18 protein-coding genes and 1 tRNA gene are annotated in these 26607 nt (G+C 36.7%); 16 read left to right on the forward strand and 3 right to left on the reverse strand.

Annotated elements, in window-relative coordinates; genetic code table 11:
- Positions 1–114 precede the first annotated feature (114 nt).
- A tRNA-Phe gene (locus tag ACTBZY_RS04335) sits at positions 115–187 on the reverse strand.
- Between the two features lie 184 nt (positions 188–371).
- Between ACTBZY_RS04335 and ACTBZY_RS04340 the strand changes: the two genes are divergently transcribed.
- The 4 genes from ACTBZY_RS04340 (at position 372) to ACTBZY_RS04355 (ending at position 6200) form a co-directional block, all read left to right on the forward strand.
- Complete coding sequence (locus tag ACTBZY_RS04340) at positions 372–1697, forward strand: 4Fe-4S dicluster domain-containing protein (protein ID WP_463045112.1); 1326 nt, start codon at positions 372–374, stop codon at positions 1695–1697.
- Positions 1698–1772: 75 nt separating this feature from the next.
- On the forward strand, positions 1773–2954 hold the full coding sequence (locus ACTBZY_RS04345) for an anhydro-N-acetylmuramic acid kinase (protein WP_463045113.1): 1182 nt from the start codon (positions 1773–1775) through the stop codon (positions 2952–2954).
- 50 nt (positions 2955–3004) lie between these two features.
- The gene (locus ACTBZY_RS04350; RefSeq protein WP_463045114.1) at positions 3005–4561 is read left to right on the forward strand and encodes a DUF1800 family protein; all 1557 of its coding nucleotides are present in this window, start codon (positions 3005–3007) and stop codon (positions 4559–4561) included.
- Position 4562: 1 nt separating this feature from the next.
- Positions 4563–6200, forward strand: a complete 1638-nt coding sequence (locus ACTBZY_RS04355) for a DUF1501 domain-containing protein (protein WP_463045115.1) — start codon at positions 4563–4565, stop codon at positions 6198–6200.
- A gap of 3 nt (positions 6201–6203) precedes the next feature.
- Here the strand turns inward: ACTBZY_RS04355 and msrA are convergent, their stop codons facing one another.
- Positions 6204–6752, reverse strand: a complete 549-nt coding sequence (gene msrA, locus ACTBZY_RS04360; protein ID WP_463045116.1) for a peptide-methionine (S)-S-oxide reductase MsrA — start codon at positions 6750–6752, stop codon at positions 6204–6206.
- Positions 6753–6999: 247 nt separating this feature from the next.
- Between msrA and ACTBZY_RS04365 the strand changes: the two genes are divergently transcribed.
- The 3 genes from ACTBZY_RS04365 to gldJ all read left to right on the forward strand — a co-directional run bounded on the left by ACTBZY_RS04365 (position 7000) and on the right by gldJ (position 12650).
- Positions 7000–7887, forward strand: coding sequence for a PPK2 family polyphosphate kinase (locus ACTBZY_RS04365; protein ID WP_463045117.1), 888 nt, complete (start codon positions 7000–7002; stop codon positions 7885–7887).
- Positions 7888–7970: 83 nt separating this feature from the next.
- Complete coding sequence (gene mfd, locus ACTBZY_RS04370; RefSeq protein ID WP_463045118.1) at positions 7971–11333, forward strand: transcription-repair coupling factor; 3363 nt, start codon at positions 7971–7973, stop codon at positions 11331–11333.
- 60 nt (positions 11334–11393) lie between these two features.
- Positions 11394–12650 (forward strand): gliding motility lipoprotein GldJ, encoded by a 1257-nt coding sequence (gene gldJ, locus ACTBZY_RS04375; RefSeq protein WP_463045119.1) that lies wholly within the window; start codon positions 11394–11396, stop codon positions 12648–12650.
- Positions 12651–12711: 61 nt separating this feature from the next.
- Here gldJ and ACTBZY_RS04380 read toward each other — a convergent pair whose 3' ends face one another.
- Entirely contained in the window at positions 12712–13398 is a 687-nt protein-coding gene (locus ACTBZY_RS04380) for a ComF family protein (protein WP_463045120.1), read from the reverse strand.
- A gap of 11 nt (positions 13399–13409) precedes the next feature.
- Here ACTBZY_RS04380 and ACTBZY_RS04385 point away from each other — a divergent pair, with 11 nt between their 5' ends.
- The 9 genes from ACTBZY_RS04385 (at position 13410) to ACTBZY_RS04425 (ending at position 26446) form a co-directional block, all read left to right on the forward strand.
- Positions 13410–13775: a hypothetical protein gene (locus tag ACTBZY_RS04385; protein ID WP_463045121.1), complete on the forward strand. Its 366-nt coding sequence runs from the start codon at positions 13410–13412 to the stop codon at positions 13773–13775.
- A gap of 9 nt (positions 13776–13784) precedes the next feature.
- On the forward strand, positions 13785–14549 hold the full coding sequence (locus tag ACTBZY_RS04390; protein ID WP_463045122.1) for an exodeoxyribonuclease III: 765 nt from the start codon (positions 13785–13787) through the stop codon (positions 14547–14549).
- A 10-nt stretch (positions 14550–14559) separates the two neighbouring features.
- Positions 14560–17859: a DUF4175 family protein gene (locus tag ACTBZY_RS04395; protein ID WP_463045123.1), complete on the forward strand. Its 3300-nt coding sequence runs from the start codon at positions 14560–14562 to the stop codon at positions 17857–17859.
- A 125-nt stretch (positions 17860–17984) separates the two neighbouring features.
- Positions 17985–19847, forward strand: a complete 1863-nt coding sequence (mnmG, locus tag ACTBZY_RS04400) for a tRNA uridine-5-carboxymethylaminomethyl(34) synthesis enzyme MnmG (RefSeq protein WP_463045124.1) — start codon at positions 17985–17987, stop codon at positions 19845–19847.
- Positions 19848–19849: 2 nt separating this feature from the next.
- On the forward strand, positions 19850–21439 hold the full coding sequence (locus ACTBZY_RS04405; RefSeq protein WP_463045125.1) for an Ig-like domain-containing domain: 1590 nt from the start codon (positions 19850–19852) through the stop codon (positions 21437–21439).
- A 398-nt stretch (positions 21440–21837) separates the two neighbouring features.
- On the forward strand, positions 21838–23637 hold the full coding sequence (locus ACTBZY_RS04410) for a tetratricopeptide repeat protein (protein WP_463045126.1): 1800 nt from the start codon (positions 21838–21840) through the stop codon (positions 23635–23637).
- Between the two features lie 124 nt (positions 23638–23761).
- A complete protein-coding gene (locus ACTBZY_RS04415) occupies positions 23762–24880 on the forward strand; it encodes an MORN repeat-containing protein (protein ID WP_463045127.1) in 1119 nt (372 codons plus the stop codon).
- Positions 24881–25010: 130 nt separating this feature from the next.
- Positions 25011–25856 carry an acetyl-CoA carboxylase, carboxyltransferase subunit beta gene (gene accD / locus ACTBZY_RS04420; RefSeq protein ID WP_463045128.1) on the forward strand — a complete coding sequence of 282 codons (846 nt, stop codon included), beginning with the start codon at positions 25011–25013 and terminating at the stop codon, positions 25854–25856.
- A 131-nt stretch (positions 25857–25987) separates the two neighbouring features.
- Positions 25988–26446, forward strand: coding sequence for a hypothetical protein (locus ACTBZY_RS04425; RefSeq protein ID WP_463045129.1), 459 nt, complete (start codon positions 25988–25990; stop codon positions 26444–26446).
- Positions 26447–26607: the final 161 nt, after the last annotated feature.

Consider the following 26607-nt stretch of genomic DNA (forward strand, 5'->3'; position numbering starts at 1 on the left):
CTCTCCTACATAAAACTTATTCAGTTTTAACGAAAATATAATGTAAACGTAGTGTGGCATAATCAAAAGCTCTATAAACAAAAAAAGACCACCTCTTTCGAGATGGTCTTTCTGTGGTGATGGACGGAATCGAACCGCCGACACAAGGATTTTCAGTCCTTTGCTCTACCGACTGAGCTACATCACCGACCTGCCCTTGTTTCTAAGGGAATGCAAAAGTAAATAAAAAGTTATATCGAACAAACATTTTCTCAAATTCTGATAAAAATTTTCTTCTTTTTTATTTCATGCATTTTTTAGACCTTTGTTTAGTATGCAAGCATACTATTTTTTACGTTTACATTCATCACCTATTAGTACCTTAAAATACCATGGCCTATATCTCTCAAATACTGTTTGTAATTGCTTTAGGCATTGCAGCCTATTTTATTCTAAGAAGAGTCATACTCATAAAGAAGTCTATTCAGCTTGGAAAGGCGGAAGATCGTTACGACCAACCCGCTAGAAGACTGAAAAACATGATGCTCATAGCTTTCGGACAGAAAAAAATGTTTGAAAGACCCATAGTGGGCCTCCTTCACTTTTTAGTATATGCAGGCTTTATCTTAATAAATATAGAGGTTCTTGAGATTGTCATTGACGGGATATTTGGTACACATCGTGTTTTTGCAGAGCCTTTGGGCAGCTTTTATTCGGTAATTATAAACTTCTTTGAAGTCTTAGCACTAGGGGTTATTGTGGCCTGTGTGGTGTTTCTAGTAAGAAGAAATATTCTAAAAGTAAACAGGCTACATCCAAGCACTTCGAAAGAAATGAATGGCTGGCCAGCCATGGACGCTAACATTATATTGGTTTTTGAAATTATACTTATGGCTGCGTTTCTAAAAATGAATGCCGCAGATGCTATTTTACAAAACAGGGGAGTAGGGCACTTTGCCGAAGTCAACACCGGTAGTTTTCTCATTAGCCAGTCGCTTATTCCTATCTTTCAAAACTTCTCTAGCGATTTTCTGATTTTTACAGAAAGAGCCGCTTGGTGGTTTCATATTTTAGGAATAATGACTTTTGCATTATTCGTCACTTATTCCAAGCATTTGCATATCGCATTAGCTTTCCCAAACACCTATTTTGCGAACCTGGCTTCTAAGGGAGAAATGAAGAATATGCCTGCAGTGACCAAAGAGGTCAAGATAATGATGGAGTTAGAGCAGCCCGGCGACGAAACCGAAGTGGTGGCTCGTTTTGGTGCCAAAGACGTGGAAGATTTAAGCTGGAAAAGCCTGATGGACGCCTATAGCTGCACAGAATGCGGAAGATGTACTTCACAATGCCCTGCAAATCTAACGGGTAAAGCTTTGTCTCCTCGAAAAATCATGATGGACACGCGTGACCGTTTGGAAGACATCCAGAAAGGTTGGCTTAAAAATGGTTATGATTTTAAGGATGAAAAATCACTCAACGGTGATTACATAAAAGAAGAAGAGCTACTGGCCTGCACTACCTGTAACGCTTGTGTAGAAGCCTGCCCTATTCAAATCAGCCCATTAGACATCATCATTGAGCTTCGGAGATATAATGTGATGGAAGAGTCACAGGCACCTCAATCTTGGAATATGATGTTTCAAAACTTAGAAACCAGCATGTCGCCGTGGAAGTTTTCTCCAGACGATCGTTTCAAATGGGCCGAAGATATGTAATCCTCATCCCTAAATTTCTGACATTTTTTAACTCCTGAAAAGCATATAGTCTAAACGGTTAAGTAAGTTTACAATATGAATTCAGAAATTGAAAAGTTATATCAGATAAGTAAAAAACCGGAACGGTTGATCATTGGTCTCATGTCTGGCACATCCATGGATGGTCTAGATGTGGCATTATGTAGGTTTCATGGCTCAGGAGAGCATACTATGGTTGAAGTATTGGAATTCGAAACCGTTCCTTTTGAAGAGTCCGTAAAAACGGAGATCCGTAAAGTTTTTGCGAAAGAAACCATTGACTTCCAATTGCTTTGTATGCTTAATCCTTGGATTGGAAACCTACATGGAGAACTGGTCAATCAATGTCTTGCGAAATGGTCAATTTCTAAGGATGACATAGACCTCATTGCCAGCCATGGCCAAACCGTCATGCACCAACCCAAAAGGCTTCATAAAAACGAGAAATATCCAAATAGCACGCTTCAGATAGGAGATGGAGACCATATAGCTGTAAAAACGGGTATTTTAACCATTTCAGATTTCCGACAAAAACATTGTGCTGTGGGCGGAGAGGGTGCTCCTTTAGCACTTTACGGCGACTATCTTTTATTCAGCTCTTTAGTTGAAAACCGCATACTGATAAACATCGGAGGCATAGCTAATTTTACCTTTCTTCCTTCAGATGGAAATTTTGAAAAAGTCTTTGCCACAGATTCCGGACCAGGAAATACCATTATTGATGCTTATGTTCAGAAATACTTTAATATTCCTTTTGACGAAAACGCAGAACTGGCCTTACAGGGAAGTGTTAATTTAGAGCTATTAGAAAAACTAAAAAGCCATGTTTATTTTAAAGAAAGTATTCCTAAAACCACTGGTCCAGAGCTATTCAATCTATCATATCTGTCGGCATTTGAAAGTAAGGCGAGTCATTTAGACATACTCAGAACGCTCTGTCATTTTACGGCAGAAACCCTCTGCGAATGCATTATTAATAATACAGATATCATCGAAAAAACTGGCATTTATCTAAGCGGTGGTGGTATGCATAACCCGCTAATTGTAGACCTCATAAAACAACGCCTTCCTTCGCTCGTTATTAAAAACATGGATGAATTAGGAATGTCAGGGGACGCCAAAGAAGCTGTTCTTTTTGCTGCATTGGCCAATGAAACCATTGCGAGTAGGTCTGGCTTTAAAAAACCAAATAAAAGTCCAGACTCCTTTTTTATGGGCAAAATCTCACTTTCAAAATAAAATCCTCCATGCAAATATGTACCTTAGTACTTTAATTTCAGTAAAAATTAATGGCAAGCGTAAGTAGTAGACGAGCTTTTTTTGAAAACCTTCTCAATGGTTCTAACGCCCTCGCCGTTACGAGTCTTGACGAACATACTCAGCCTTTGGATATTGCAGATGTGTATCATTTGCTAAGACGTTGTTGTTTTTCTGTGGACGAAACTTTCGCCAATTCCCTTGTTGGGAAAAAAGCATCTGAGGCCGTGCAGCTATTGTTAAATAATGCTCCTGTTTTACAAAAGACCACCCCCGCATTTGATATAAAGCAAGGATTCAAAAATCCTAACCTACTCGGGGTAGGAAGCACGGCATATCAAAACCAAAGAAATGACAACCTGAATGCTCATTTTGCCCAGAACGCTATTTTGAAAGATTGGTGGGTGGACTTAATGAAAAAAGACAGCAAAAGTCTTTCTGAAAAAATGACTTTCTTTTGGCACAGCCATTTTACGACGGAATTTGTAGGAAATGAGCCTATTGCTGCTCAATGGATCTACATACAAAATGAACTTTTCAGAACATTATTCTTACCAAAGTTTAAGGAATTTCTTGAAAAAATAACGGTGGATGGAGCCATGTTACTTTACCTTAATGGTAATGAAAATGTAAGAGAAGCACCCAACGAAAACTACGCAAGAGAACTTTTTGAATTGTTCTCAATAGGCATAGACGATGGAAATTATTCCGAAGATGACATCAGACAAGCCGCCAAAGTATTAACCGGATGGAAGGCAAGCCACTTTATAGAAGATCAGAACTTATATAAGCCTTATTTCAATATTGGAAATTACAGTATCGAAGAAAAAGAAGTTTTTGGCGTGAAATTCACTGTAAATTATGAAGTCACAAAAGATAATGCCTACGTTCACTCCATCCAGAAATTAGCATCTACTATTCTTGAACAAAAGGGAAAGGCTGTATCTACTTTTATGGCCATTAAGTTTTATAGATATTTTGTTTATAGTAAGCCTATTAATAAATCAAACCCCCTTATAGATGAACTAGCCCTAACTTTTAAAAACTCGGGTTATGATTTTAAAGTTATGCTTGTCAAGCTTTTGACGAGTAAGCATTTCTTTGACAAAAATAATAGGGGAGTGCAGATTAAATCCCATTTAGAAAACCTGATTTCTTTCTCTCGTCATTTTGAAATCCCTACGCCTTTAATGAACACTTGGTTGAAAGAATTTGGGCTAGAGCCACTTAACCCTCCCAATGTAAGCGGATGGAAAGGATATAGAAACTGGATTACCACAAAAACACTTCCAGCCTATATTTATGAATATGGGAAAATTGTAACGAACCTTTCCAACCTGGAAGTGGGCAATTGGGCTGCTAAAAATGGTGGTTTTGCCGATTCTCGTAAATTAGTAGAAGAAATTGCATTCAAACTACTTGCGAAACTACCTAATCCGGATAGAATAGAGAAATTAGAAAAAACACTTTTAGGAGGTGCTCCCTACTATGAATGGCCGCAAATAGCTCAAAATAAAGAGAATGCGGGCTTAAGAGTTAAGGCTCTATTAAAAGATATTTTTAAAATGCCAGACTTTTATTTGACTTAATATGGACAGAAGAAAATTCATAAAAAACACTTCTGCTGGTCTGGGAGCAGTGGGCAGCCTGAAAGTAGGTGAAATAAACCTGTCTGCTTTCAATTCATTGTACCAAGTAGGCGAGGAAAACGACAATATTTTAGTCGTTGTGCAGCTTTTTGGTGGCAATGACGCTATAAACACCATCGTCCCTTTTGAATGGCCGGATTATTACAACAGGTTTAGACCTAGAATAAGTATTCCTAACAAAGTATGTATACCTTTTGCCGACCCTAAAGATGGTTCTGCCATGCACCCAGCTTTAGCAAGTGGAGTGAAAGGAGGAATGCACGGACTCTTTAAGGCCGGAAAACTATCCGTCATTCAAGGCGTAGGATATAGCAAACCCAATCTTTCGCATTTCAGATCGACAGATATATGGTTTTCTGGAATAGTGCCTCAATCTGAAGGTCAAGTGCTTTCTACTGGATGGCTAGGAAGATATTTTGACCAATATAAAAATAAAGAACTTCCTGAAAGCCCATACTGCATTCACGTGGGAGACAGCCCACTTTTAATGTTTCAAGGCTCCGAAGAAGAAAATGCCATTCTTTTAGAAGACCCTGAGGAGCTCTTTGAAAGAGGAAAGTCTGTAGAAACAGATATTATAGACGTCAAGGAACAAAACATTTTCTCTGAAGAATTTGACTATATCAATGATGTTGGCGTAAAAATTAATCATTTCTCAAAATCGGTTAAAGCGGCTTTTGACAAAGGAAAAAACACTGAAACTTATCAAAGCGATGAGCTTTCCAACCAAATGAAATTGGTGGCGAGACTGATAGATGGTGGTTTAAAAACTAAAGTTTATTCAGTAAGCTTAAATGGTTTTGACACACACTCTGGACAAGGGGGCTTAGAAGGTGTTCATAGCAGTTTGCTAAACAAAATGAGTGTCGCTATATCTTCTTTTCAGTCTGATCTAGAGTCTTTAGGACATTCTGGAAAAGTAGTGGGTCTAACGGTATCAGAATTTGGAAGAAGACCCTATGAAAATGGTAGCCAAGGAACAGACCACGGTACTTCTAGTGTCATGTTTGCCTTTGGAGATGGCGTGAAAGGGCAAACTTTTGGTGGAAATGTGGCATTTTTACCTTTTTACGACCACGAAAACCTCGCTTACCGTTACGATTTTCAAAGTATTTACCAAGAAGTGCTTAGAACCTGGTTTGGTGCCTCTTCCTTTTTTACCGAGGAAGTTATGGGTGGTAAATTTGCCCTAATTGATAAAATAGGCTTTTTAAAGGATACGAAACTGGATGCAAGTTTACCATCTCAGCCCGTTATACCAGAAATAAATGTGGATCCGCGTTCGCCACAAAACCCTTATAGTCCTTATAATGTCACAGAACAAGATGTTTTCAAGGTTTTTCCTAATCCTACCCCAGATGGAAAAATTGCTTTAAGCATGGTGCTATATGTGGGTTCTAAAATTGAAATTTCTCAATTTGATCTCAACGGAAGACCTTTTGGTATTCTCTTAAAAAGTAAAGAGTATAGACAGGGGAACTACATCGTTAATCTAGAGCTAAAAGGAGGGCATGGCTTTTATTTATTGCACATTAGTGCCAATAATAGAAACCATTACCTCAAAGTAATTAGGTTGTAAGTCCTATTTTAGACTGTTTGCAAACGCTTTTTTAAATTTTTCTACCTTTGGTTTCACCACCATGGCACAGTAAGGGTTGTGCCCATTTTCATTGAAATAATTCTGGTGATAATCCTCCGCTGGATAGAATACAGTTACCGCTTCAAGTGTCGTTTCAATCGGAGCATCGAAAGCTCCTTCGGCCTTAAGCTTTGAAATAACACTTTCAGCAATCAATTTTTGCTCCATGTCATGGAAAAAAACCGCCGAGCGATATTGCGTTCCCACATCATTTCCTTGTCTGTTAAGCGTGGTTGGATTATGAGTTTTAAAAAAAACTTCTAGCAGACCCTCAAAGGATATAACAGACTTATCATAAGTTATTTGAAGCACTTCTGCATGACCAGTTTCTCCTGTACAAACCTGTTTATAAGTAGGATTATCCACATGTCCGCCCATATAACCAGAGACCGCCGTCTCTACCCCGTTTAATTCTTGAAAGACCGCTTCAACGCACCAGAAACACCCTGCTGCCAAAGTAGCCAGCCCTATATTTTTATTCTTAGATTCCATATCGATTTTGTAGATTGCTTATGTAATAAAAACATAAGATTAGGTAAATTTAGTTCTAGAAAACACATCTAGGGTTTCTATTATACCCGGTTTATGCATTGGAGAATTGTAATGAGTAGCTAAAGTATAATAAATCAGACATTTAAGAACTGATTTGAAGCAATTTAGTTACGGTCCCGATAGCTATCGGGAGATTTTCTAATGCATAAAGCGGGTTAAAAAGATTAAAACTTCAATTAAAGCATATATGTCAAAAATAAAGGGAGAACATTACGCCATTAATGGCCATAAGTCATTCAAAATAAAAGAAGTAAAAACCAAAGAAAAGGACTTTTACGATGACAAATCTGACTACAACAAACAACTTGAGGAATTGCAATGTGAGATTGACGCTCTTCAAAACGTGATGTATGCCCATGACAAATACGGTATGTTGGTCATTTTTCAGGCTATGGACGCTGCAGGCAAAGACGGCACCATAAAAAGTGTTTTTGCCAATGTCCATCCTATGGGTACAGGCTTTTACTCTTTTAAAAGGCCTAGTTCAAAAGAATTAGATCATGATTTTATGTGGCGATGTTTCAAAGAACTACCGGAGAGAGGAAAAATCAAGGTGTTTAATCGCTCTTATTATGAAGAGGTTTTAGTGGTGAAAGTGCATCCCGAAATACTGACAGACTACCAGAAAATACCTGGGGAGATTTCCAGTAAAAAAGATGTCTGGGAAAAACGATATAAAGACATCAAAAACTTTGAAGAATACTTGACCAATAATGGTATAGTAGTGGTAAAGTTCTTCCTTAATGTTTCGAAAAAAGAACAAGGTGAAAGATTAATTGCGAGGATAAACGAGCAGGACAAAAACTGGAAGTTTGAAGAAGGAGATATCAAAGAACGTGGCTATTGGAATGACTACCAACAAGCCTTCGAAGATCTAATAAACAAAACAGCTACAGAAAATAGCCCTTGGCACGTGGTTCCTGCTGACGATAAAAAGAATATGAGGCTCATCGTGGCTACGGTCATACAAGAAAAACTTAAAACTTTGGATATGAAATACCCTGAATCTAGTGAGGAGAGACAAACCGAACTATTATCGTTTATAGATGTTATCAATAAGCAAAATGAGGAGTAAAGGATTTTGTGCTTAAATTTGTGTCGAAAAAGTGAGGCCGTGGCTTCGGATCTTACTTTTCAAATTGATTATAAAAGACTTACGTGGTAACAGCAGAATTCCTAAAAATATTTCAAGAAGATGGTTTTGTTCAAAATATTCATGAACAACTCAAAGGAAGCAAAAGAAGCCAAATTGAGGGACTACACGGTAGTCTGGATGCTGTTTTAGCCTCCAGTTTTTATAATATAAAACCCTATTCTGGACTTTTTATTCTTCCTGAAAAGGAGGAAGCTGCCTATTTTTATAATGACCTCAGAAATCTTCTTGGAGAAGATAATGTATACTATTTTCCTGCTTCTTACAAACGCCTTTTTGAATATCAGGAAGTTGAAAATGCCAATGTACTTCTAAGGGCCGAGCTAATTACCAAGTTAAATCAAGGTATTGAGAATCCTTTAATAGTGACCTATTCCGAGGCCCTGACAGAAAAGGTTATCAACAAAAAAAGCTTAGTTGCCAACACCTTAAAACTTAGATCTGGCGAAACGCTAGACCTGACTTTTATAACGGAACTTTTGGTTTCATATGACTTTGAAAAGACGGATTTCGTCTATGAACCCGGTCAGTTTTCTATTAGAGGAGGAATTGTTGATATCTTTTCATTTGCTTCGGATAAACCCGTAAGGTTAGAATTATGGGGGGATGAAATAGACACAATGAGATTTTTTGACCCCGAAACGCAGCTTTCCATTAAGGTGTTGGAAGAGGTCACTATCATTCCTGATGTGGAACATAAGTTGAAAACTGAAGATAGAGAATCCTTTTTTGAGTTTCTTTCCGACGATACCCAAATCTGGATTAGAGATATAAACTTCAGTCTAGAAAGAGCCAAGGAAAACTTTGAAAGAGCAGTCCAATCTGTTGATTCTATTGTGGCTAAAAGTGGTGATATTCAAGTTGTTTTTAACCCAGAAGTGTCTCTTTTAGATGACAAATCTCTCATAAACGAGATTGAAAAATTCACCATTATTGAGATTGGTAGACAATACTTCTATAATAAATCATTACGATTAAACTATCCTTCTAAATCTCAACCCTCTTTTAACAAAGAGTTCAATCTACTTATTCAGGATTTATCTGAAAGGCAGCTATCAGGATTTACCACACTGATCTGCTCCGACCAGAGTAAACAGCTAGAAAGGTTAAGAAGGATTTTTGAAGAGTTAGACCCCGAGAATAAATTTCTGCCTGGAAACTTTTCGCTTAGAGAGGGTTTTGTAGACCAGCAAACTAAAATGGTTTGTTACACAGACCATCAAATCTTTGAAAGATACCATAGGTTCAATATCAAAGAGAAATTCTCCAAATCTAAAGCCCTTACCATTAAAGAGCTGAAATCACTAAAACCTGGAGATTTTGTCACTCATATCGATTACGGCATTGGTAGGTTTGCGGGTATGGAGTTTATCGATGTGAAGGGTAGGAGGCAGGAAGCCATCAGGTTAATATACAAAGATAATGATTTGCTTTTTGTCAATATTCACTCGCTTCATAAAATAGCCAAATATTCAGGAAAGGAAGGCATTCCTCCTCCTATGAGTAAACTAGGGACTGGCGATTGGGAAACGAAAAAATCTAAAGTTAAAAAGCAGGTTAAGGATATTGCCAAAGAGCTCATTGCCCTATATGCCAAACGAAGATCGGCTCCAGGTTTTGCTTTCAGTGCAGATACGTATATGCAGATAGAACTGGAGTCTTCCTTTTTATATGACGATACACCAGATCAAGCTAAAGCCACTGCGGATGTAAAGGAAGACATGGAAAAACCGAACCCCATGGACAGGCTAGTCTGTGGCGATGTAGGTTTTGGTAAAACTGAAGTCGCGATTAGAGCAGCATTTAAGGCCGTTACAGATGGGAAACAAGCCGCTATTTTAGTTCCTACCACGATATTGGCCATGCAGCACGCCAAAACTTTCAGAGAAAGGCTAGAAAAAATGCCCGTAACCGTAGATTTTATCAACCGTTTTAAATCGGCTACGGCTTCCTCTAAAACGTTGAAAGAACTTAAAGAGGGTAAGATTGATATTATTATTGGGACACATAGACTGCTGAATAAGAAAATTGAATTCAAGGATTTAGGGCTTTTGGTGATTGATGAAGAGCAGAAGTTTGGCGTGAAAGCAAAAGACAGAATTAAAGAAATAAAGCATAATGTAGATGTGCTTACACTTACCGCAACACCAATTCCCCGAACGCTTCATTTTTCTTTAATGGGGGCTAGAGATTTATCGATTATTGCTACGCCACCACCTAATAGACAGCCTGTTACCACAGAAGTAAAAGTTTTTCAAGAAGAGGTTTTAAGAGATGCTCTTTCTCACGAGCTAAGAAGAGGTGGTCAAGCGTTTTTTGTTCATAATCGTATTAAAGATATTGATTCCATTGCTAATATCATCATGAGACTTGTTCCTGATGCCAAAATAGGCGTGGCTCATGGGCAAATGGAAGGTGACAAGTTGGAAAAAATAATGATGTCCTTTATTGAGGGAGACATTGATATTTTAATTTCTACAAATATCATAGAATCCGGATTGGATATTCCCAATGCCAACACCATCATTATTAATCATGCCCACATGTTTGGAATGTCTGATTTACATCAAATGAGAGGTAGGGTAGGGCGTTCTAATAAAAAAGCATTCTGTTATCTGTTAACACCACCGCTTTCAGGTCTTACTAGAGAATCCAGAAAAAGGCTTCAGACACTGGAAGAATTCTCCGATTTAGGAGATGGATTCAAAGTGGCTATGAGAGATTTGGATATTAGAGGTGCCGGAAACCTGTTGGGTGCCGAGCAAAGTGGTTTTGTAAATGACCTGGGTTATGAGCTTTACCATAAAATTTTGGATGATGCAGTTTCAGAATTAAAAGAGAATGAATTCAAGTCTCTTTTTGAAAAAGAATTGTCAGAAAAAGTGTTCAAAGTTGAAGACTGTCAGATTGAAACTGACCAACAAATCTTAATTCCAGATAGTTACATTACTAATATTTCGGAGAGATTATCCGTTTATAATTCAATAGATGGACTTAAAACGCAGGAAGAATTAGATAATTTCAGAGATTCAGTGATTGACCGATTTGGAAAACTTCCTACAGAGGTTGAAGATTTGTTTGAAATTGTAAAGATTCGCTGGAAAGCGGAAGAGCTCGGTTTTGAAAAACTAACATGGAAAAATAATATCCTGAAAGGCTATTTCGTTTCCTCAAAGCATGTTGAATATTATCAAGCAGATAAATTTGGCAGAATTCTTGATTATGTTAAAGTGCATCCTAAACGATGTACTTTAAAACAGATTAAAGAAAAATTGGTTTTAAGCGTTCAAAATGCTGATTCCATACTTAAAATCGAAAACTTCTTGGATTCCGTTTTAGAACATATTAATAATAGAAAATTACCTTAGGGTCAAACTTTAATTACATTTGCGATTGCTTTCGCACGAAATAAATAAATAATAAAACTCATGAAGAGACTATTTTTAGGTGCTTCACTCTTAGCTACTTCGCTTTTTCTTTTCACAGGCTGCAAAGATAACAAAAGGAGCAGTTTAAACCCTGGTAAAACCAATGGTGCCACTGGGATAGCCTATGGGGATAAAAAAACTGATGGTTATAAGGCTGCCAGTTTTCAAGGACAACCTGCTGGTCCTAATTTGGTTTTCATTGAAGGAGGTAGATTCACAATGGGTACCGTAGAAGAGGATATTACTTTCACAAGAGATAACTTGGAGAGAACAGTAACGGTAGCATCATTTTACATGGATGAAACCGAAGTCTCAAATATTGACTGGTTATTCTACCTATACAGCATTCAACAAGATTCTACGCAAGAGTTTGTGCAATCTGCATTGCCAGATACTACCGTTTGGGCTAATTCAATGTCTTTCAACGATCAATACGTAGACCATTATTTAAGATATCCTGGATTTAGAATGTACCCCGTAGTTGGTGTTTCTTGGATTCAGGCTACTGATTTTGCTGCATGGAGATCTAGAGCAGTAAATTCGGCTCTGGAAGGAGATGCTTCTGGCTCTAAAAAGAAACTTTTTTCTTTCGGAAAAAAGAAAAAAGGTGCGGAAGGCTTAGCGGAATCTGCTCCTGTAGCATCTGAAAGCGGTAGAGTGGCTATTGAAACCGGTAGAGTATTACCAAATTATAGGCTCCCTACGGAAGCCGAGTGGGAATATGCTGCAAAAGCGATGATTGGAACACAGTATAACGACGAGAATCAATCGAATCAAAGAATTTATCCTTGGGATGGTTCTTCTTTAAGAGAAGACAGCGGAAGACATAAAGGAAGCATGATGGCTAACTTTAAGCGTGGTCGTGGTGACTATGCAGGTATAGCAGGTCGTCAGAATGACGAAAACATTATTACTGCAGAGGTTTATTCATTTGCTCCTAATGATTTCGGTCTTTATAACATGGCTGGAAACGTAAACGAATGGGTTTATGACCTTTATCGTCCTGGGTCTTACCAAGACTTTAACGATTTAAATCCTATTAGAAGAAACGATTTTCAAGATGAAGCCAAAATGTATGACAGTAAGAACTATAACTCACTGATTGACAACAATCAAAGGGTTTACAAAGGTGGTTCTTGGGCAGATGTAGCATACTGGTTATCTCCTGGAACTAGAAGATATATTGATCAAGATTCTTCTACAGCCACTATTGGTTTCAGATGTGCGATGATTTCTGTAGGAGCTCCTGCGAGATAGAAAATGTAATTTGTCCTATAAATTTTTAGTAAAAAACCCTGGTAGAAATACTAGGGTTTTTTTATAGGGCTGCAGCGATGGTCAGAATAGATAATTCTTTGCAGCCAGAATTTAATACCTCTTTTCCTGCTATTTCTAAGGTCGCACCAGTGGTTAAAACATCATCTACCAAAGCCACTCTCTTTCCTGCAATATTTTCTGGCTTTAAGACCTTGAAAACACCTACTATATTTTCAAACCTCTTATATCTTGATTTATTGGTTTGCGTTTCCGTGTATTTAATACGGGTTATCGTTTCCGAATCAAAAGGCACGTTTAAAATTTCTGCTATTCCTTTTCCTATGTGATCTGCCTGGTTATAACCTCTTCTTTTAAGCTTTATAGGATGCAGCGGAACGGCCAAAATCAGGTCTATTTGTTTCTCGAATCCTATGGAAAGCAACTGGTTACCATACCATTTACCCATAAAATAGGCTAATTCAGGTTTGTTCTTATACTTTAAGTTATGTAGAACATTTTGAACAAGACCGTTTTTGGTAAATTGTAAAAATGAATAAGTATTTTTGATGTTAAGCTTACCCCAGAACTTCTTATCCAGCTTTTTTTGTTCAGACTCTTGAAGGCTGATTTTAGGAAGATCTAAGTGGCATTTGATACATATATGCGTTTCGTAAGCCTCTAAGGTTTTTAGACATGCCGAACAAAGTCTAGGAAAAATAAGATCTTTTGCAAGTTGTAAGGGATTCATTGATTGAAATTATGATAAAAAATACTGATAACCAAAGTATTGAGGAGCAGTGGAAGCAAATTTTAGCTTTTTTTAAACAGAGTATTGGGAAAAAACCGTCCGATTTAAAAGGTGTTCTTTTCCTAATTGGCATACAAGAATTGGGGAAAGGACCTGAACACTTTACGAAAGAACAAAAACAAGATCTTATTCATATTGCTACGTGCAAAGTTTTAAGCAAAGGCGGCTTTTATTCCCTCATAGGCGTAGATGAAGAGGGATGGCCCCATTGGGAGCTGGTTAAGAAACTGCCTCCTTTTGACTTGTTTTCGCAAGAAAACCTTCTTAAGCATTATGTTATCGAATATTTCAAGGACGAGATTGGTCTTCACATATAAACAAGCTTCATGAAAATTTTCACTTTTAATGTAAACGGAATTCGAGCGGCCATTAAAAAAGGTCTATTGGAATGGTTGGAAACGGTTCAACCTGACATTCTTTGTTTACAAGAAATTAAGCTCTCCGAAACGGAGTTAGTTGAAGCATCTTTTATTGAATTAGGTTTTAACTGCTACTGGTATCCTGCCCAAAAAAGAGGTTACAGTGGTGTAGCCATTTTAACCAAAATAGTGCCCGAAAGTGTAATGTACGGTATAGGCGTGGAACAGTTTGACAGTGAGGGACGAGTTTTAACTGCCCATTTTAAGGATTTTAGCCTAGTATGTGCCTATTTCCCTTCTGGCACTACTGGGGGCTTAAGACAAGACCTTAAAATGATATTCCTTAACGACATTCATGTCTATTTAAATGAACTAAGGAGTAAAACAGAAAAGATTGTTCTCTGTGGAGATGTAAATATCTGTCATAATGAGATTGACATTCATAATCCGAAAGGAAATAAAAATAGCTCTGGGTTTCTTCCAGAAGAAAGGGCATGGGTAGGGGAGTTCTTAGAAGCTGGATATATTGACACATTCAGGCTTTTCAACAAGGATCCACATCATTACACTTGGTGGAGTTATAGAGCAGGGTCACGTGGTAAAAATTTAGGTTGGCGAATAGATTATCTTTTCGTAACTGCCGAAATGCAACCATTTCTATTGAATGCTCAAATTCATCCGGAGATCAATATGTCGGACCACTGTCCTGTTTCGTTAGATTTACAGTTATAAACACTAAGTCATGAGCAATTCTTTAGCAACACTGAACCAAAAAATAGAGGAATATAAAGATAAGTTCTACAAAAATCAACTACTCCGTGGAGCATTGATTTGCATAGGACTACTGGTATCTCTGTATATTTTTGTCAATTTCATTGAATATTTCGGCAGGTTTGGAAGTGTTTTTAGAGGCATTTTACTTTTTACCTTTGTTACAGTGGCTTTATACACCATTGTTTTCTTATTGGTAATACCGCTTCTTCATTTTCTTAAAATAAGAAAACGCGTTAGTCATAATGATGCCGCATCCGAAATTGGCAAATTCTTTCCTGAAATAGGGGATAAGCTTCTCAATACTTTACAACTCTCAAATGGAAATGCCTCCAGTGATGCCCTTCTTCTAGCCAGTATAGAACAGAAAAGTAAGTCTTTGAAAGTTTTTCAATTTAGTGATGCCATAAACCTTAAAGAGAATAAAAAGTACCTAAAATACAGTCTTCCACCTCTTGTTATATTACTTTTCATTTCTGCTATTTCTCCTAAATTCTTCAGTAGTAGTGAGCGAATCATCAAGTTTAGAAAGGAATTCGTAGAAGAAGCCCCATTTCAGTTTGAACTCATCAATAAAGACCTTAACGCCTTTAGAAATGAAGATTTTGAACTGCAGCTTCAATTACAAGGAGACGCTATTCCGGAAGAAGTTTTTTTAGTTTATAATGATAGGAGATTCAAAATGACTGCAGCATCAGATAATTCTTTCACCTATACCTTCAATAAATTACAACAAGACGTAAATTTTAATTTTCTAGCCTCTGGATTTCAATCTGAGCATCATGAAATAAGTCTTTTAAATAGGCCAGAACTACTTTCTTTTGACATAGTGGCCGAATACCCGAGTTATACAGGGAAAAGGCCTGAGCGACTAGAAAACGTAGGAAATTTGATTGTTCCTGAGGGAACTAACATACGATGGTTATTCAATACACAATACGCAGATTCTCTTTCCGTCGTGTTCAGTCCTAATCAAAATTCTCAAATTGAAATAATTGTTCCAACAACTAAAAATCATACTAATGAGTTTACGCTAACAAAAAGAATGCGTGAATCCACAGATTACCGTTTGGTGATTAAAAACAACCAAGCCTTGGATAATGAACATATCGCTTATTATTTAAACGTCATACCAGATTTATTTCCAAAAATTAAACTAGAGCAAATTCAAGATACCACGCTTTATAACTACATCGCTCTTGGAGGTCAGATTGCTGATGATTATGGACTATCAAAATTTAAACTGAAATATAAGAGAAAGGGGGAGGAGCCTTTCAAAGAAAAAGATATAGCCTTTAATAAAGACCAATTATCTCAATCCTTCTTTTACCAATTTAATTTATCATCCCTTGGATTAAATAAAGATGACGAGATAGATTACTATCTAGAGGTATGGGATAATGACGGCGTGAATGGTGCAAAAAGCACAAAGACAAGTCTTATGACATTTAGCTTACCATCTTCAAAAGAGTACGACCAAGAAGTCGAGAAACAAATAGAAGAGACCGAAAACAAAATGGATGATCTCTTAAAGAAATCGAATGAGCTTAAAAAGAGCCTTGAGAAAATTGACCAAGATCTAAAAAGCAAAAAGAAACTTGATTTCAACGATAAAAAACGATTAGAAGAACTGGTGAAGAAAAGGGAAGAAATGCTCAAAGATTTAAAGGATCTTCAAAAGCAATTTGACCAGATGCAGGATAAACAAAACCGTTTTGAAAAACAGAATCCTCAGACCCAGGAAAAAATGGAGCAACTTCAAAAGCTCCTCAATGAACTCATGCAAGATGAGCAAAATAAACTCTTTAATGATTTAGAAGAGATGCTCAAAAAGAATGAAGATGATAAAATTCAAGATCAGATTCAAAAAATGAAAGAGCAAGACCGCAATCTTAACAAAGATATAGATAGGGCATTGAAACTATTTAAGAATATGCAGCTCAAACAGAAGGTGGAGCAGGTAACTAAGGAGCTTGAAAAACTGGCCGAAAAGCAAGAGAAACTGGCTGAGAAAACAGAAGAAAGTAAATCTCCTGCGGACAACAAAGAACTAAAAAAAGAGCAGGAAGAAATTACAAAGGAATTTGAAGATAAGAAAGAGAAACTGGATGATATTAAAAAGCTGAGCAAAGAGCTTCGCAAAGACATGGATACTCAAAAAGATAAGCAGGAAGAAGTATCCAAAGAACAAGAAAAGGCCGAAGATCAACTCGATAAGCAAGATAAATCAAATGCTAGCAAGTCTCAGAAAAAGGCTGCTAAAGGAATGAAATCAATGGCGGCAAAAATGGCCTCTGAAATGCAATCGGCTGAAATGAAACAACTGGACATTGATCTGGAAGCCCTTCGTGCTATTCTTGAAAACTTGGTCAAACTTTCTTTTGATCAAGAACAGGTGATGAAAGATTTAAAAGGTTTATCTAAGTCAGACCCAAGGTTTATAGATTTATCTCAAGTCCAACTTAAATTAACCGACGACGCTAAAGTGATAGAAGATAGCCTATATGCCTTAGCCCAACGGGTCATGCAAATTGAAGCTTTGGTTACAAAAGAGGTTACTGCTATGAAAAACTACATGGACCAATCTATCCAACTTTTAAAAGATAGAGATTTACCAAAGGCGGCCGCTAAACAACAATTTTCCATGACCTCTATAAACAACTTAGCTCTTATGCTGAGTGATACTTTTAATCAGTTACAAGAGATGATGGCGATGTCTATGCCAGGTGGGGGCAAAGGTGGCAAAAAGGGGACAATGCCTATGCCAGGAATAGGTGAGCAGCAACAAAAACTCAATGAAAAAATGCAGGGCTTAGGACAAAGCGGAATGAGCGGTTCTCAGATGTCTAAGGAATTAGCGAAATTAGCCAATGAACAAGCCAAAATACGGAAACAGTTAGAGAAAATGCAGGAATCTTTAAATGGCACAGAGACCGGTAAAAAAATAGGTAACGAATTAAAAGAGCTTCAAAAACAAATGGATGATTCCGAAAATGAAATTATCAATAAAAGGATTAATCCAGAATTAATCAAGCGTCAGTTAAAAATGGAAACCAGATTGTTGGAAGTAGAAAAAGCAGTCAAAGAACAAGAAATGGATACCAAGAGAAAATCAAAATCTGCCATTGAAATAAATAGAGACTCTCCACCATCTCTGGAGAACTTTATGAAAGAGAAAGAAAAACAAGTGGAACTCATAAGAACCACACCCCCTAGTTTTACGCCGTTTTATAAACGTGAAACCGATAGTTATTTCAGGCGAATTAACTAATACGATGAAATCTTTAGGGTCAATAATTAGTTAGTAGTAGTAAATAATATTTATCAAAACCTTAATGTTTCACGTGGAACCATAACTCAGCAAATAGCGAATGTTTCACGTGGAACGCTTTTAATATGTTTCCAGAATACGATGTAATAGTAGTAGGGGCAGGACACGCAGGCTGTGAAGCCGCTCATGCCGCAGCTACCATGGGTTCTAAAGTTCTTTTAGTAACCATGAATCTTCAAACCATAGCCCAAATGTCTTGTAATCCTGCTATGGGAGGTGTAGCAAAAGGGCAAATTGTAAGAGAAATAGATGCTCTTGGTGGGATGTCAGGTATCATATCCGATGAAACCATGATACAATTCCGCATGTTAAATCGTTCTAAAGGACCTGCCATGTGGAGTCCGCGATGCCAAAGTGACCGACAAAAATTTGCTGAACTGTGGAGATACAAACTTGAACAAAATCACAATGTAGATTTCTGGCAAGAAATGGTTACTGGTTTACTAACTTCCGGAAATCAAGTTACTGGAATTAAAACATCATTGGGTCTAGAAATAAAAGCAAAGGCCGTAGTACTCACTAACGGTACTTTCCTAAACGGTTTAATTCATATTGGAGAGAAACAATTTGGTGGCGGTAGGGCAGGAGAAAGAGCGTCAGTCGGTATCACCGAAGATCTTATTAAACTTGGTTTTGACTACGGAAGAATGAAAACCGGCACACCCCCAAGAGTAGACCAACGTTCTATAAACTTCCAGAAAATGGAAGAACAATTAGGTGACGAGATTCCAGATAAATTTTCCTTCTCCGACACTAAAATCATTACCGATCAGAAAAGCTGTTGGATTACTTGGACAAACCAAGAAGTACATGATGAACTAAAAAAAGGCTTTGATAAATCACCCATGTTTAATGGTAGAATTCAGGGCTTAGGCCCTAGATACTGTCCGTCTGTGGAAGATAAAATAAACAGATTCGCAGATAAAGACAGTCATCAGATCTTCCTAGAACCAGAAGGAAGAGATACCGTAGAGATGTATGTTAATGGTTTCTCCACTTCCCTGCCAGAAGATATTCAATACTCCGCCTTAAAAAAGATCCCTGGCTTCGAAAATGTTAAAATGTTTAGACCTGGTTATGCCATAGAATACGATTATTTTCCACCAACACAACTTAATTCAACCCTAGAAACTCAATTAATACATAACCTATATTTCGCCGGGCAAATCAATGGAACCACCGGTTATGAAGAAGCAGCATCCCAAGGATTGATGGCTGGTATCAACGCACACCTTAAAGTTAAAGAACAGTCCCCTTTTGTACTTAAAAGAAATGAAGCCTACATCGGTGTATTAATTGACGACCTTATCAATAAAGGCACAGATGAACCCTATAGAATGTTTACATCTAGGGCAGAATTCAGAACATTACTCAGACAAGATAATGCCGATATAAGACTTACAAAGAAATCTCATGACATCGGATTAGCTTCAGATTTAAGATTAGATAATGTAAACATCAAGATAGATTCCTCCAATAATCTAATAAAACAACTAGGTCAAATAAAAATTGAACCCAAGGATGTTAACAAATATTTATCCTCCGTTAACTCATCTCCATTAAGAGAGAAAACCGTTTTAACGAATCTTCTTAAAAGACCCGAACTAAACCTAGAAGATTTAAAAGTAATGTCTCCAGAATTAGAACTACTTATGGAAGAACTTACACCTGAAATTTCTCAACAAGCCGAAATAAATATAAAGTATGAACGATATATAGAAAAGGAAGTATCAATGGCGGAAAAGATGAATAAACTTGAAAATCTCTCCATAAATCCAGACTTTGATTACGACTCTTTAACTTCTCTTTCATATGAAGCTAGGCATAAACTAAAGCAAGTTAAACCAGAAACCTTAGGACAAGCTTCTCGTATAAGTGGCGTTTCTCCTGCTGATATTTCTGTCCTTATGATATTCCTTGGAAGATAAAAATGAAAATAAATCCAGTTATAATTTCTGCTCTACTAAGCAGCTGTGCCCAGTTTGTTCCACCCACAGGTGGACCAAAAGACGAAACACCGCCCTCATTAATCCAATCTTATCCTGAAAACAAAACCTTATCTTATAAAGGAAATACCATTGTTCTCGAATTTGATGAACTAATAGATGCCACAAGCATAAGACAAGAACTAGTGATTACGCCGACACCTAAAGGAATATACTCACTAAAAAAGAAACCGTATGGTATTGAGATTAAATTTGACGAGAGTTTTAAAGATAGTACCACTTATACTTTTAACTTCAGAAATGGTATAAAAGACTTGAATGAAAAAAATCCTGCAATTAATCTTAAACTTGTTTTCAGTACTGGCACAGAAATCGATTCTCTTGGCCTCAATGGTAAAGTAACAGATCTTTGGACTCATCTACCAGCAAAAGAAGTTCTCGTAGGTTTATATGCTTTAAATAGCAGCGACACTATTCCATTGATAAATCGAAAACCAGATTACTTTACCCAGACCGATACTTCGGGAAACTATCTCTTCGAGAATCTAAGATCATCCAATTACAGAATACTATCATTCACGGATAAAAATCTTAATCTGACCTACGACAGCAAAACAGAAATGTTCGGCTTTCTTCCAGACACCATTAAATTGGATAGTATTATTAAAAATATAGATCTAAGCATTTATCCAAATAATAATAATCCTCCAAAAGTTAAAAGAAGCTTGTCAAGACAATTAAACTATTCCGTTACTTTTGACAAGCCCATTAAAGATATAAATGTTACATTTCCTAATAAAGACTCATTAACTTATCAAATTAGGGACGCCGAACTACTTTTTTTTAACCATCCATTTACTAGTGATACAACTTTAACTAAAATAATAGTTTCAGATTCCTCAGAAAACATTCTTGAAAAAGATCTCAAAGTAGTATTTAATACTAATATCAAAACGGAACCAAAACCCGAACTTCTAAGTATTTCTTCCAAAATAATAAAGGCCAATGCTACAGTTAAAAAACCTGAAGAATATATTTTAAATTTTGAATATCCAATCATTGAACTTGATACAACCAAAATATCAATAACATCAGATACCACTAGTTTAGAAAAGTTCACAACATTATGGTTGGATAAATCACAGACTGAATTAGCAATACGCTTTCAAGCTTCTGCAAAAAGAGAATTAAAACTATTAATACTTTCTGGTGCCCTAACAAACTATAAGCTAGACACCAACAGCACTTATCAACTTATCAACAAACTTTATCAACAGGATTCCTATGGAAGTATGAAAGGTTCTTACCCTAATTTCATTGGGCAAAAGATTATTGAAATAATTCATCCAACAAGTTTCCAAAAAATTGAGAGTCAAATATTTAGGGATACATACCACTTTCCAGAGGTACTTCCAGGTACTTACAAAATCCGTATTATAGAAGATAGTAATAACAACGGACAATGGGATACAGGCTCCTTTGAAGAGAATAAATTACCTGAAAGAATAGTTATTTCTAAAGGGATAATAAAATTGAAAGCCAATTTTGAATTAAACGATATACAAATAGATTGATGTTGGTAAGTGTGTAGACAACCCAATTTAAACAGTTAATAACATGCTTAAACATTGGGGAAAAGTTTGAGCTAAATCAAAGAGCTTAAAAATTTAGTTGACTACTCACAGAAAAACAACTTTATACCCAAGTTCTAAAAGATATATTCACCGATACTTTACTATGAATTTGATATAAAGTAAAGCAAAATTGAATTATCATAACTTAAGTGGGTAACATTATAAACAGCTCTAAACGTGAAGAATAATTGTGGACTAACTTTTGATTTGTTAACAACTATAGAATCCTTAAAAACAATTATAAAAAACAATAGATCAGCCATAAAAAGATAAACACATATCCACAGCCCTAATAGTTAATAGTAATAAATAAATACATATTCTTATTTTTAATATATATGAACAAGGTTAAAGCACTAATAATAATTTTAATGATTGGGCTGAACGCTGCGGGCCAGTCTGTGGAATTAGCCAATGAATATTATACTAAAGGGGAATATGAAAAGGCCGTGGAAATTTTTGAAAAACTCAGTAAGAGAAAAGAAAACGCCAGAAACATCCATGATAACTATCTGAATTCCTTGATGAGGTTAAAGGATTATGATAAGGCTAAAGATTTTCTCAAAGGTCAGATTAAGGATTATCCTGATATGGTTTTATATGAGGCCGACTTGGCGTATCTTCTGGAGGTTTCAAATGATTTGCCTGCGGCAAACAAGGCTTATGCGGATTTGATTGAGAAGGCTTCCCAAAAGGATGCTTACGTGTATCAATTGCAGAATTTCTTTTATAGAACCAATAAGATTGATTTACTGATAGACATGTTAATGAAATCTAGAGAAAGGTCAAAAAGTGTCGACAAGCATAATATTCATTTGGCTAGAGCTTTTTTGTTTGCGGGTAAAAAAGAAGAAATGCTTAAAGAAGTTTTCTCTTATGGAATTGAGCATAAAAACTCCGATTACGTAGAAAGAACTATTCAAGATAATATCAAAGAGGAAGATGAAGTGGCAATGTTGGTTAGGCTCTTGTATACTCGGATTCAGGAAAAACCAGACGAAGTCTATTATAATGAATTGCTAATTTGGCACTTTGTTCAGGAAAAGGAGTTTGCAAAAGCATTTACACAAGCTAGAGCTCTAGATAGGAGGTTGAATCTTGGAGGAAGGAAGATATTTGAGTTGGCAGGATTAGCTTATCAGAATAGGGAATTCAAGGATGCTTCTAGAATGTACCAGTACATCATGAATGAATATCCAACCGGAGATTTCTACCCGTATGCCAGAAGATGGAATATCCAATGTAGGGAGCAAGTAGTTAAGAATACTTTTCCTATTGATGAAACAGAAATTAAAGAACTGATTGGTCAATACGAGATTTTGATTAAGGATATAGGTTTAAGCCCCCAAACAATAGACGCACTGCGTAATATGGCCTTGTTGTACGCCTTCTATCTTAATGACCAAGAACGTGCGGTACAAGTCCTAGAAATGGCTATTGCCCAATCGGGGTCAAATCAGAAGTTTAAAGATCAATGCAAGTTAGATTTAGGAGACATTTATATTCTGAAAGAAGAGCCATGGGAATCCACATTGCTGTATATGCAGGTGGAAAAGTCTCAAAAGGAGGATTTCCTAGGAGAAAACGCCAAGCTGAAGAATGCCAGACTTCATTATTACACTGGGGAGTTTGAATTGGCCAAAGACATTTTAGATATACTTAAGAAAGCTACAACCAGAGAGATAGCAAATGATGCTATGAAATTGAGTTTATTGATACAAGATAATCTTGGCTTAGACACCACTGATGCTGCTTTGAAAGCTTATTCTGCCGTGGATTTATTGTTATTTCAGAATAGAAATGCCATAGCTATTGCTAATTTAGACTCCTTATTCGAAGTATATAAAACGCACAGTTTAGCGGATGAAATTTTATGGCTGAGGGCCAATACCAATTATAAATTGGACCATGTAGAAGCCACCATCAAGGATTTAAATAATCTTTATGAAAACCATAAATATGATATTTTAGCGGACGACGCCTTGTACATGTTGGCTAAAATTTATGAAGAAAAATTGGACGACAAACCTAAAGCTATGGTTCTTTATAAACAGCTTTTAACCGAATTTCCAGGAAGTATTTTTGGTGCTGACGCACGAAAAAAGTTTAGAGAGCTTAGAGGAGATTTTGTTTATTAGGCTAGCTTTAACGACAGGTTTTATATCGCAAAAAGAAACTTTGTTTAATTTTTCGTGATAAAAAAAACAAAATAAAAAAAGACGTAGGGGCGTTGGTATAATGCAATAACTAAAATTTCTCAAGATGTCTAATCCGAAATTTACTTTTATCTTCTGCTATTTTCTGCTATTTCAAATTCCTCTTTTTGCTCAGGACGATTCTGGCGAAACCACAACATTCGTTTGTAGTTATACAGTGAGTGCCGGTATAATAAACGAAAAATCTATTTGTGGAATGTTGGGTTTTAAAACCAGACCGGAGGCTCAAAAGGCTGTGGAAAGAATTGTGAGTAGGTCAGGTTTAAAGCAAAATTTTTATGTGATGGAATGCCCTAATATTGACAATTGCTTTGCTGCAACAAAAAATGGGGAGCGATTGATAGTTTACGATGCGAGCTTTATGAGAAGGGTAAACAGCATTACGCAAACAGACTGGGGTGCTATGAGTATTTTGGCTCATGAAATAGGACATCATCTACAAGGGCATACGCTGAAAGAAGGGGGCTCAGATCCAAATAGAGAATTGGAGGCAGATGAATTTTCTGGTTTTGTAATGTATCAAATGGGGGCGAGTTTAAAGGACGCCCAATCTGCCATCTGGAAATTCACGACAGACTATGACACGGGAAGCCACCCGCCAAGGAGAAGGAGAATGGCTTCTATAAAAAAAGGCTATAATGCAGCGGAAGAAATGTACCCACAACTTAGCATAAATATGGATACTTCCGACGATACAGAAGAAGAGCCCGAGGTTGAAATAGTAAGAACTACAAACAGACTACCAGAAATAAAAAGAGAAATACCAGAAACCATTAAAACGGGATGTTTAGAAGGTGACTGTAGGGAAGGATTCGGAGTTGCGGTGAATAGAAGAACTTATGAAAAGTATGCGGGTAATTGGAAAAGTGGTGACAGAGCTGGATATGGTATAGAGTATTATGCAGATGGTAGAAAAAAGTTTGAAGGCGACTTTTCAGGAGGTAGATTTCACGGATATGGCACATTCTACTATAAAGACGGAACCAAGTATGTTGGTAAATTTAGACAGGGTGTCATGAATGACGACAAAGGAACCTTCTATTATCAAAATGGAGACCGTCTATTTGTTCGCTATGTTAACGGAAAAAGGGAAGGAAAAGCAAAAGTAATTTACTACGGCGGCGTAGAAGGAACTATTTATTTTGAAAACGACATTGAAATTTAAGTTGGTTAATTCCGACTTACGTGCTGTTTGATATTCAATGCCGTAAAGGGTATTTCTAAGAATCTCGTCTATAGATACAGTTTCTTAGCAGTACCCTTTATATATTTGCCTTTCAATTAACATTTGAATTATGTCTTGGTTTCAACGTACGGGTAAAGGAATAAATACACCAACGGAGTTAAAGAGAGAAGCTCCGGATGGTCTTTGGTATCAATGTCCTGAATGTAAACAGGCTACGCATACAAGAGAGCATAAGAATAATGCGTTTACCTGTATTCACTGCAATTATCACGAAAAAATTGGCTCAGAGGCCTATTTCAATCTTTTATTTGATGAGGGTAAATATGTGGAATTGGATGCTAATATGCGATCTGGCGACCCGCTAGAATTTGTAGACACAAAGGCCTATCCAGATAGATTATTACAAACGGAAAAGAAATCTGGTTTGGTGGATGCTTGTAGAACAGCGGAAGGTAAAATACATGGAAAGGGTATTACTATCTCCTGTATGGATTTTGGTTTTATTGGTGGTTCTATGGGTTCGGTAGTAGGGGAGAAGATAGCCAGAGGAATAGATAATTCCATAAAGAAGAAAATTCCTTTTTTGATGATCTCAAAGTCTGGCGGAGCCAGGATGATGGAAGCTGGTTTCTCTTTAATGCAGATGGCCAAAACATCAGGGAAATTGGCACTTTTAGATAGAGCAGGTATTCCCTACATATCTTTACTGACTGACCCAACTACAGGTGGTGTTACGGCGTCATTTGCTATGCTAGGAGATTTTAACATTGCTGAGCCAGGTTCACTTATTGGCTTTGCGGGTCCAAGAATTATTAGAGAGACCATAGGTAAGGATTTGCCAAAAGGTTTTCAAACTGCTGAATTTTTACTAGAACACGGTTTCTTAGACTTTATAGTAGATAGAAAAGACCTAAAAGATAAAATGGCTAGCCTGTTGGGCATGATTTATAAGTAAGAATCTTAATTCTCCATAAAATTGAAAAGCCGAAATCATTAAGATTTCGGCTTTTTTATGTTTTTAAGGTTGCTTTTTAACTATAAGTGTTTCAAAATATTATCTTTATTAGATTATACTTTAAATGCACGATGCCCATAACTTCTGCCCTTTTTACTAAGATTGGCTTATCTTCAGGAAGCTCCGCTTTATCCAAAATATTTGCTTTGGAAGGGCCTAAAGCTACAAAAGAAAAGAGTTTAAGAATTTTAAACTCTATCACAGGAGGCGTGGCTAGTAGTTTTATTCAGCAATACTCTAGCGAGATAAACTTTAAGGATTTAGGTAGGTTCCTGACAGATGAAATAGGGAAAGATAATGAAGAAATTGATCATAGCCTGGAGAAACTGATGATTAAATCAGTTGGAGAAACATATAGGTATTTGAGAGAAACCTATGAAGCTCGTTTTGAAACCAATAAAGGCGATATAAAATTTCTAGAAGAACTGGAAAAGCAAGCCAACGCCCGCCCGAATAACCAAAAGGATTATGAGTTAATTGCTAAGGATAGGAAAAAATGGCTGGGTAAAAATCAAGGTTATGCGTGGTAATTTGCAGAGGAATATATTGGAGAATCTAAGTATAATACGGAGGACTTAGATTTAGACCATATCAAAGAATTCATTGAAACTCATTTTGAAAGAGCTTATGATGTAGCATTTAATGAAGGACTGAAAGACCGAAATGATGAAAAGTCTTATAAAGCTTTTAT

The sequence above is a fragment of the Arcticibacterium sp. genome, from assembly GCF_055134445.1.

Coding starts and splice junctions, on each gene's coding strand:
- ACTBZY_RS04365 (WP_463045117.1), top strand. CDS start 7,000: ATGTCAAAAATAAAGGGAGAACATTACGCCATTAATGGCCATAAGTCA.
- ACTBZY_RS04355 (WP_463045115.1), top strand. CDS start 4,563: ATGGACAGAAGAAAATTCATAAAAAACACTTCTGCTGGTCTGGGAGCA.
- ACTBZY_RS04390 (WP_463045122.1), top strand. CDS start 13,785: ATGAAAATTTTCACTTTTAATGTAAACGGAATTCGAGCGGCCATTAAA.
- ACTBZY_RS04395 (WP_463045123.1), top strand. CDS start 14,560: ATGAGCAATTCTTTAGCAACACTGAACCAAAAAATAGAGGAATATAAA.
- ACTBZY_RS04405 (WP_463045125.1), top strand. CDS start 19,850: ATGAAAATAAATCCAGTTATAATTTCTGCTCTACTAAGCAGCTGTGCC.
- ACTBZY_RS04345 (WP_463045113.1), top strand. CDS start 1,773: ATGAATTCAGAAATTGAAAAGTTATATCAGATAAGTAAAAAACCGGAA.
- ACTBZY_RS04425 (WP_463045129.1), top strand. CDS start 25,988: ATGCCCATAACTTCTGCCCTTTTTACTAAGATTGGCTTATCTTCAGGA.
- gldJ (WP_463045119.1), top strand. CDS start 11,394: ATGAAGAGACTATTTTTAGGTGCTTCACTCTTAGCTACTTCGCTTTTT.
- ACTBZY_RS04385 (WP_463045121.1), top strand. CDS start 13,410: ATGATAAAAAATACTGATAACCAAAGTATTGAGGAGCAGTGGAAGCAA.
- ACTBZY_RS04350 (WP_463045114.1), top strand. CDS start 3,005: ATGGCAAGCGTAAGTAGTAGACGAGCTTTTTTTGAAAACCTTCTCAAT.
- mnmG (WP_463045124.1), top strand. CDS start 17,985: ATGTTTCCAGAATACGATGTAATAGTAGTAGGGGCAGGACACGCAGGC.
- ACTBZY_RS04380 (WP_463045120.1), bottom strand. CDS start 13,398: ATGAATCCCTTACAACTTGCAAAAGATCTTATTTTTCCTAGACTTTGT.
- ACTBZY_RS04340 (WP_463045112.1), top strand. CDS start 372: ATGGCCTATATCTCTCAAATACTGTTTGTAATTGCTTTAGGCATTGCA.
- ACTBZY_RS04415 (WP_463045127.1), top strand. CDS start 23,762: ATGTCTAATCCGAAATTTACTTTTATCTTCTGCTATTTTCTGCTATTT.
- ACTBZY_RS04410 (WP_463045126.1), top strand. CDS start 21,838: ATGAACAAGGTTAAAGCACTAATAATAATTTTAATGATTGGGCTGAAC.
- msrA (WP_463045116.1), bottom strand. CDS start 6,752: ATGGAATCTAAGAATAAAAATATAGGGCTGGCTACTTTGGCAGCAGGG.
- accD (WP_463045128.1), top strand. CDS start 25,011: ATGTCTTGGTTTCAACGTACGGGTAAAGGAATAAATACACCAACGGAG.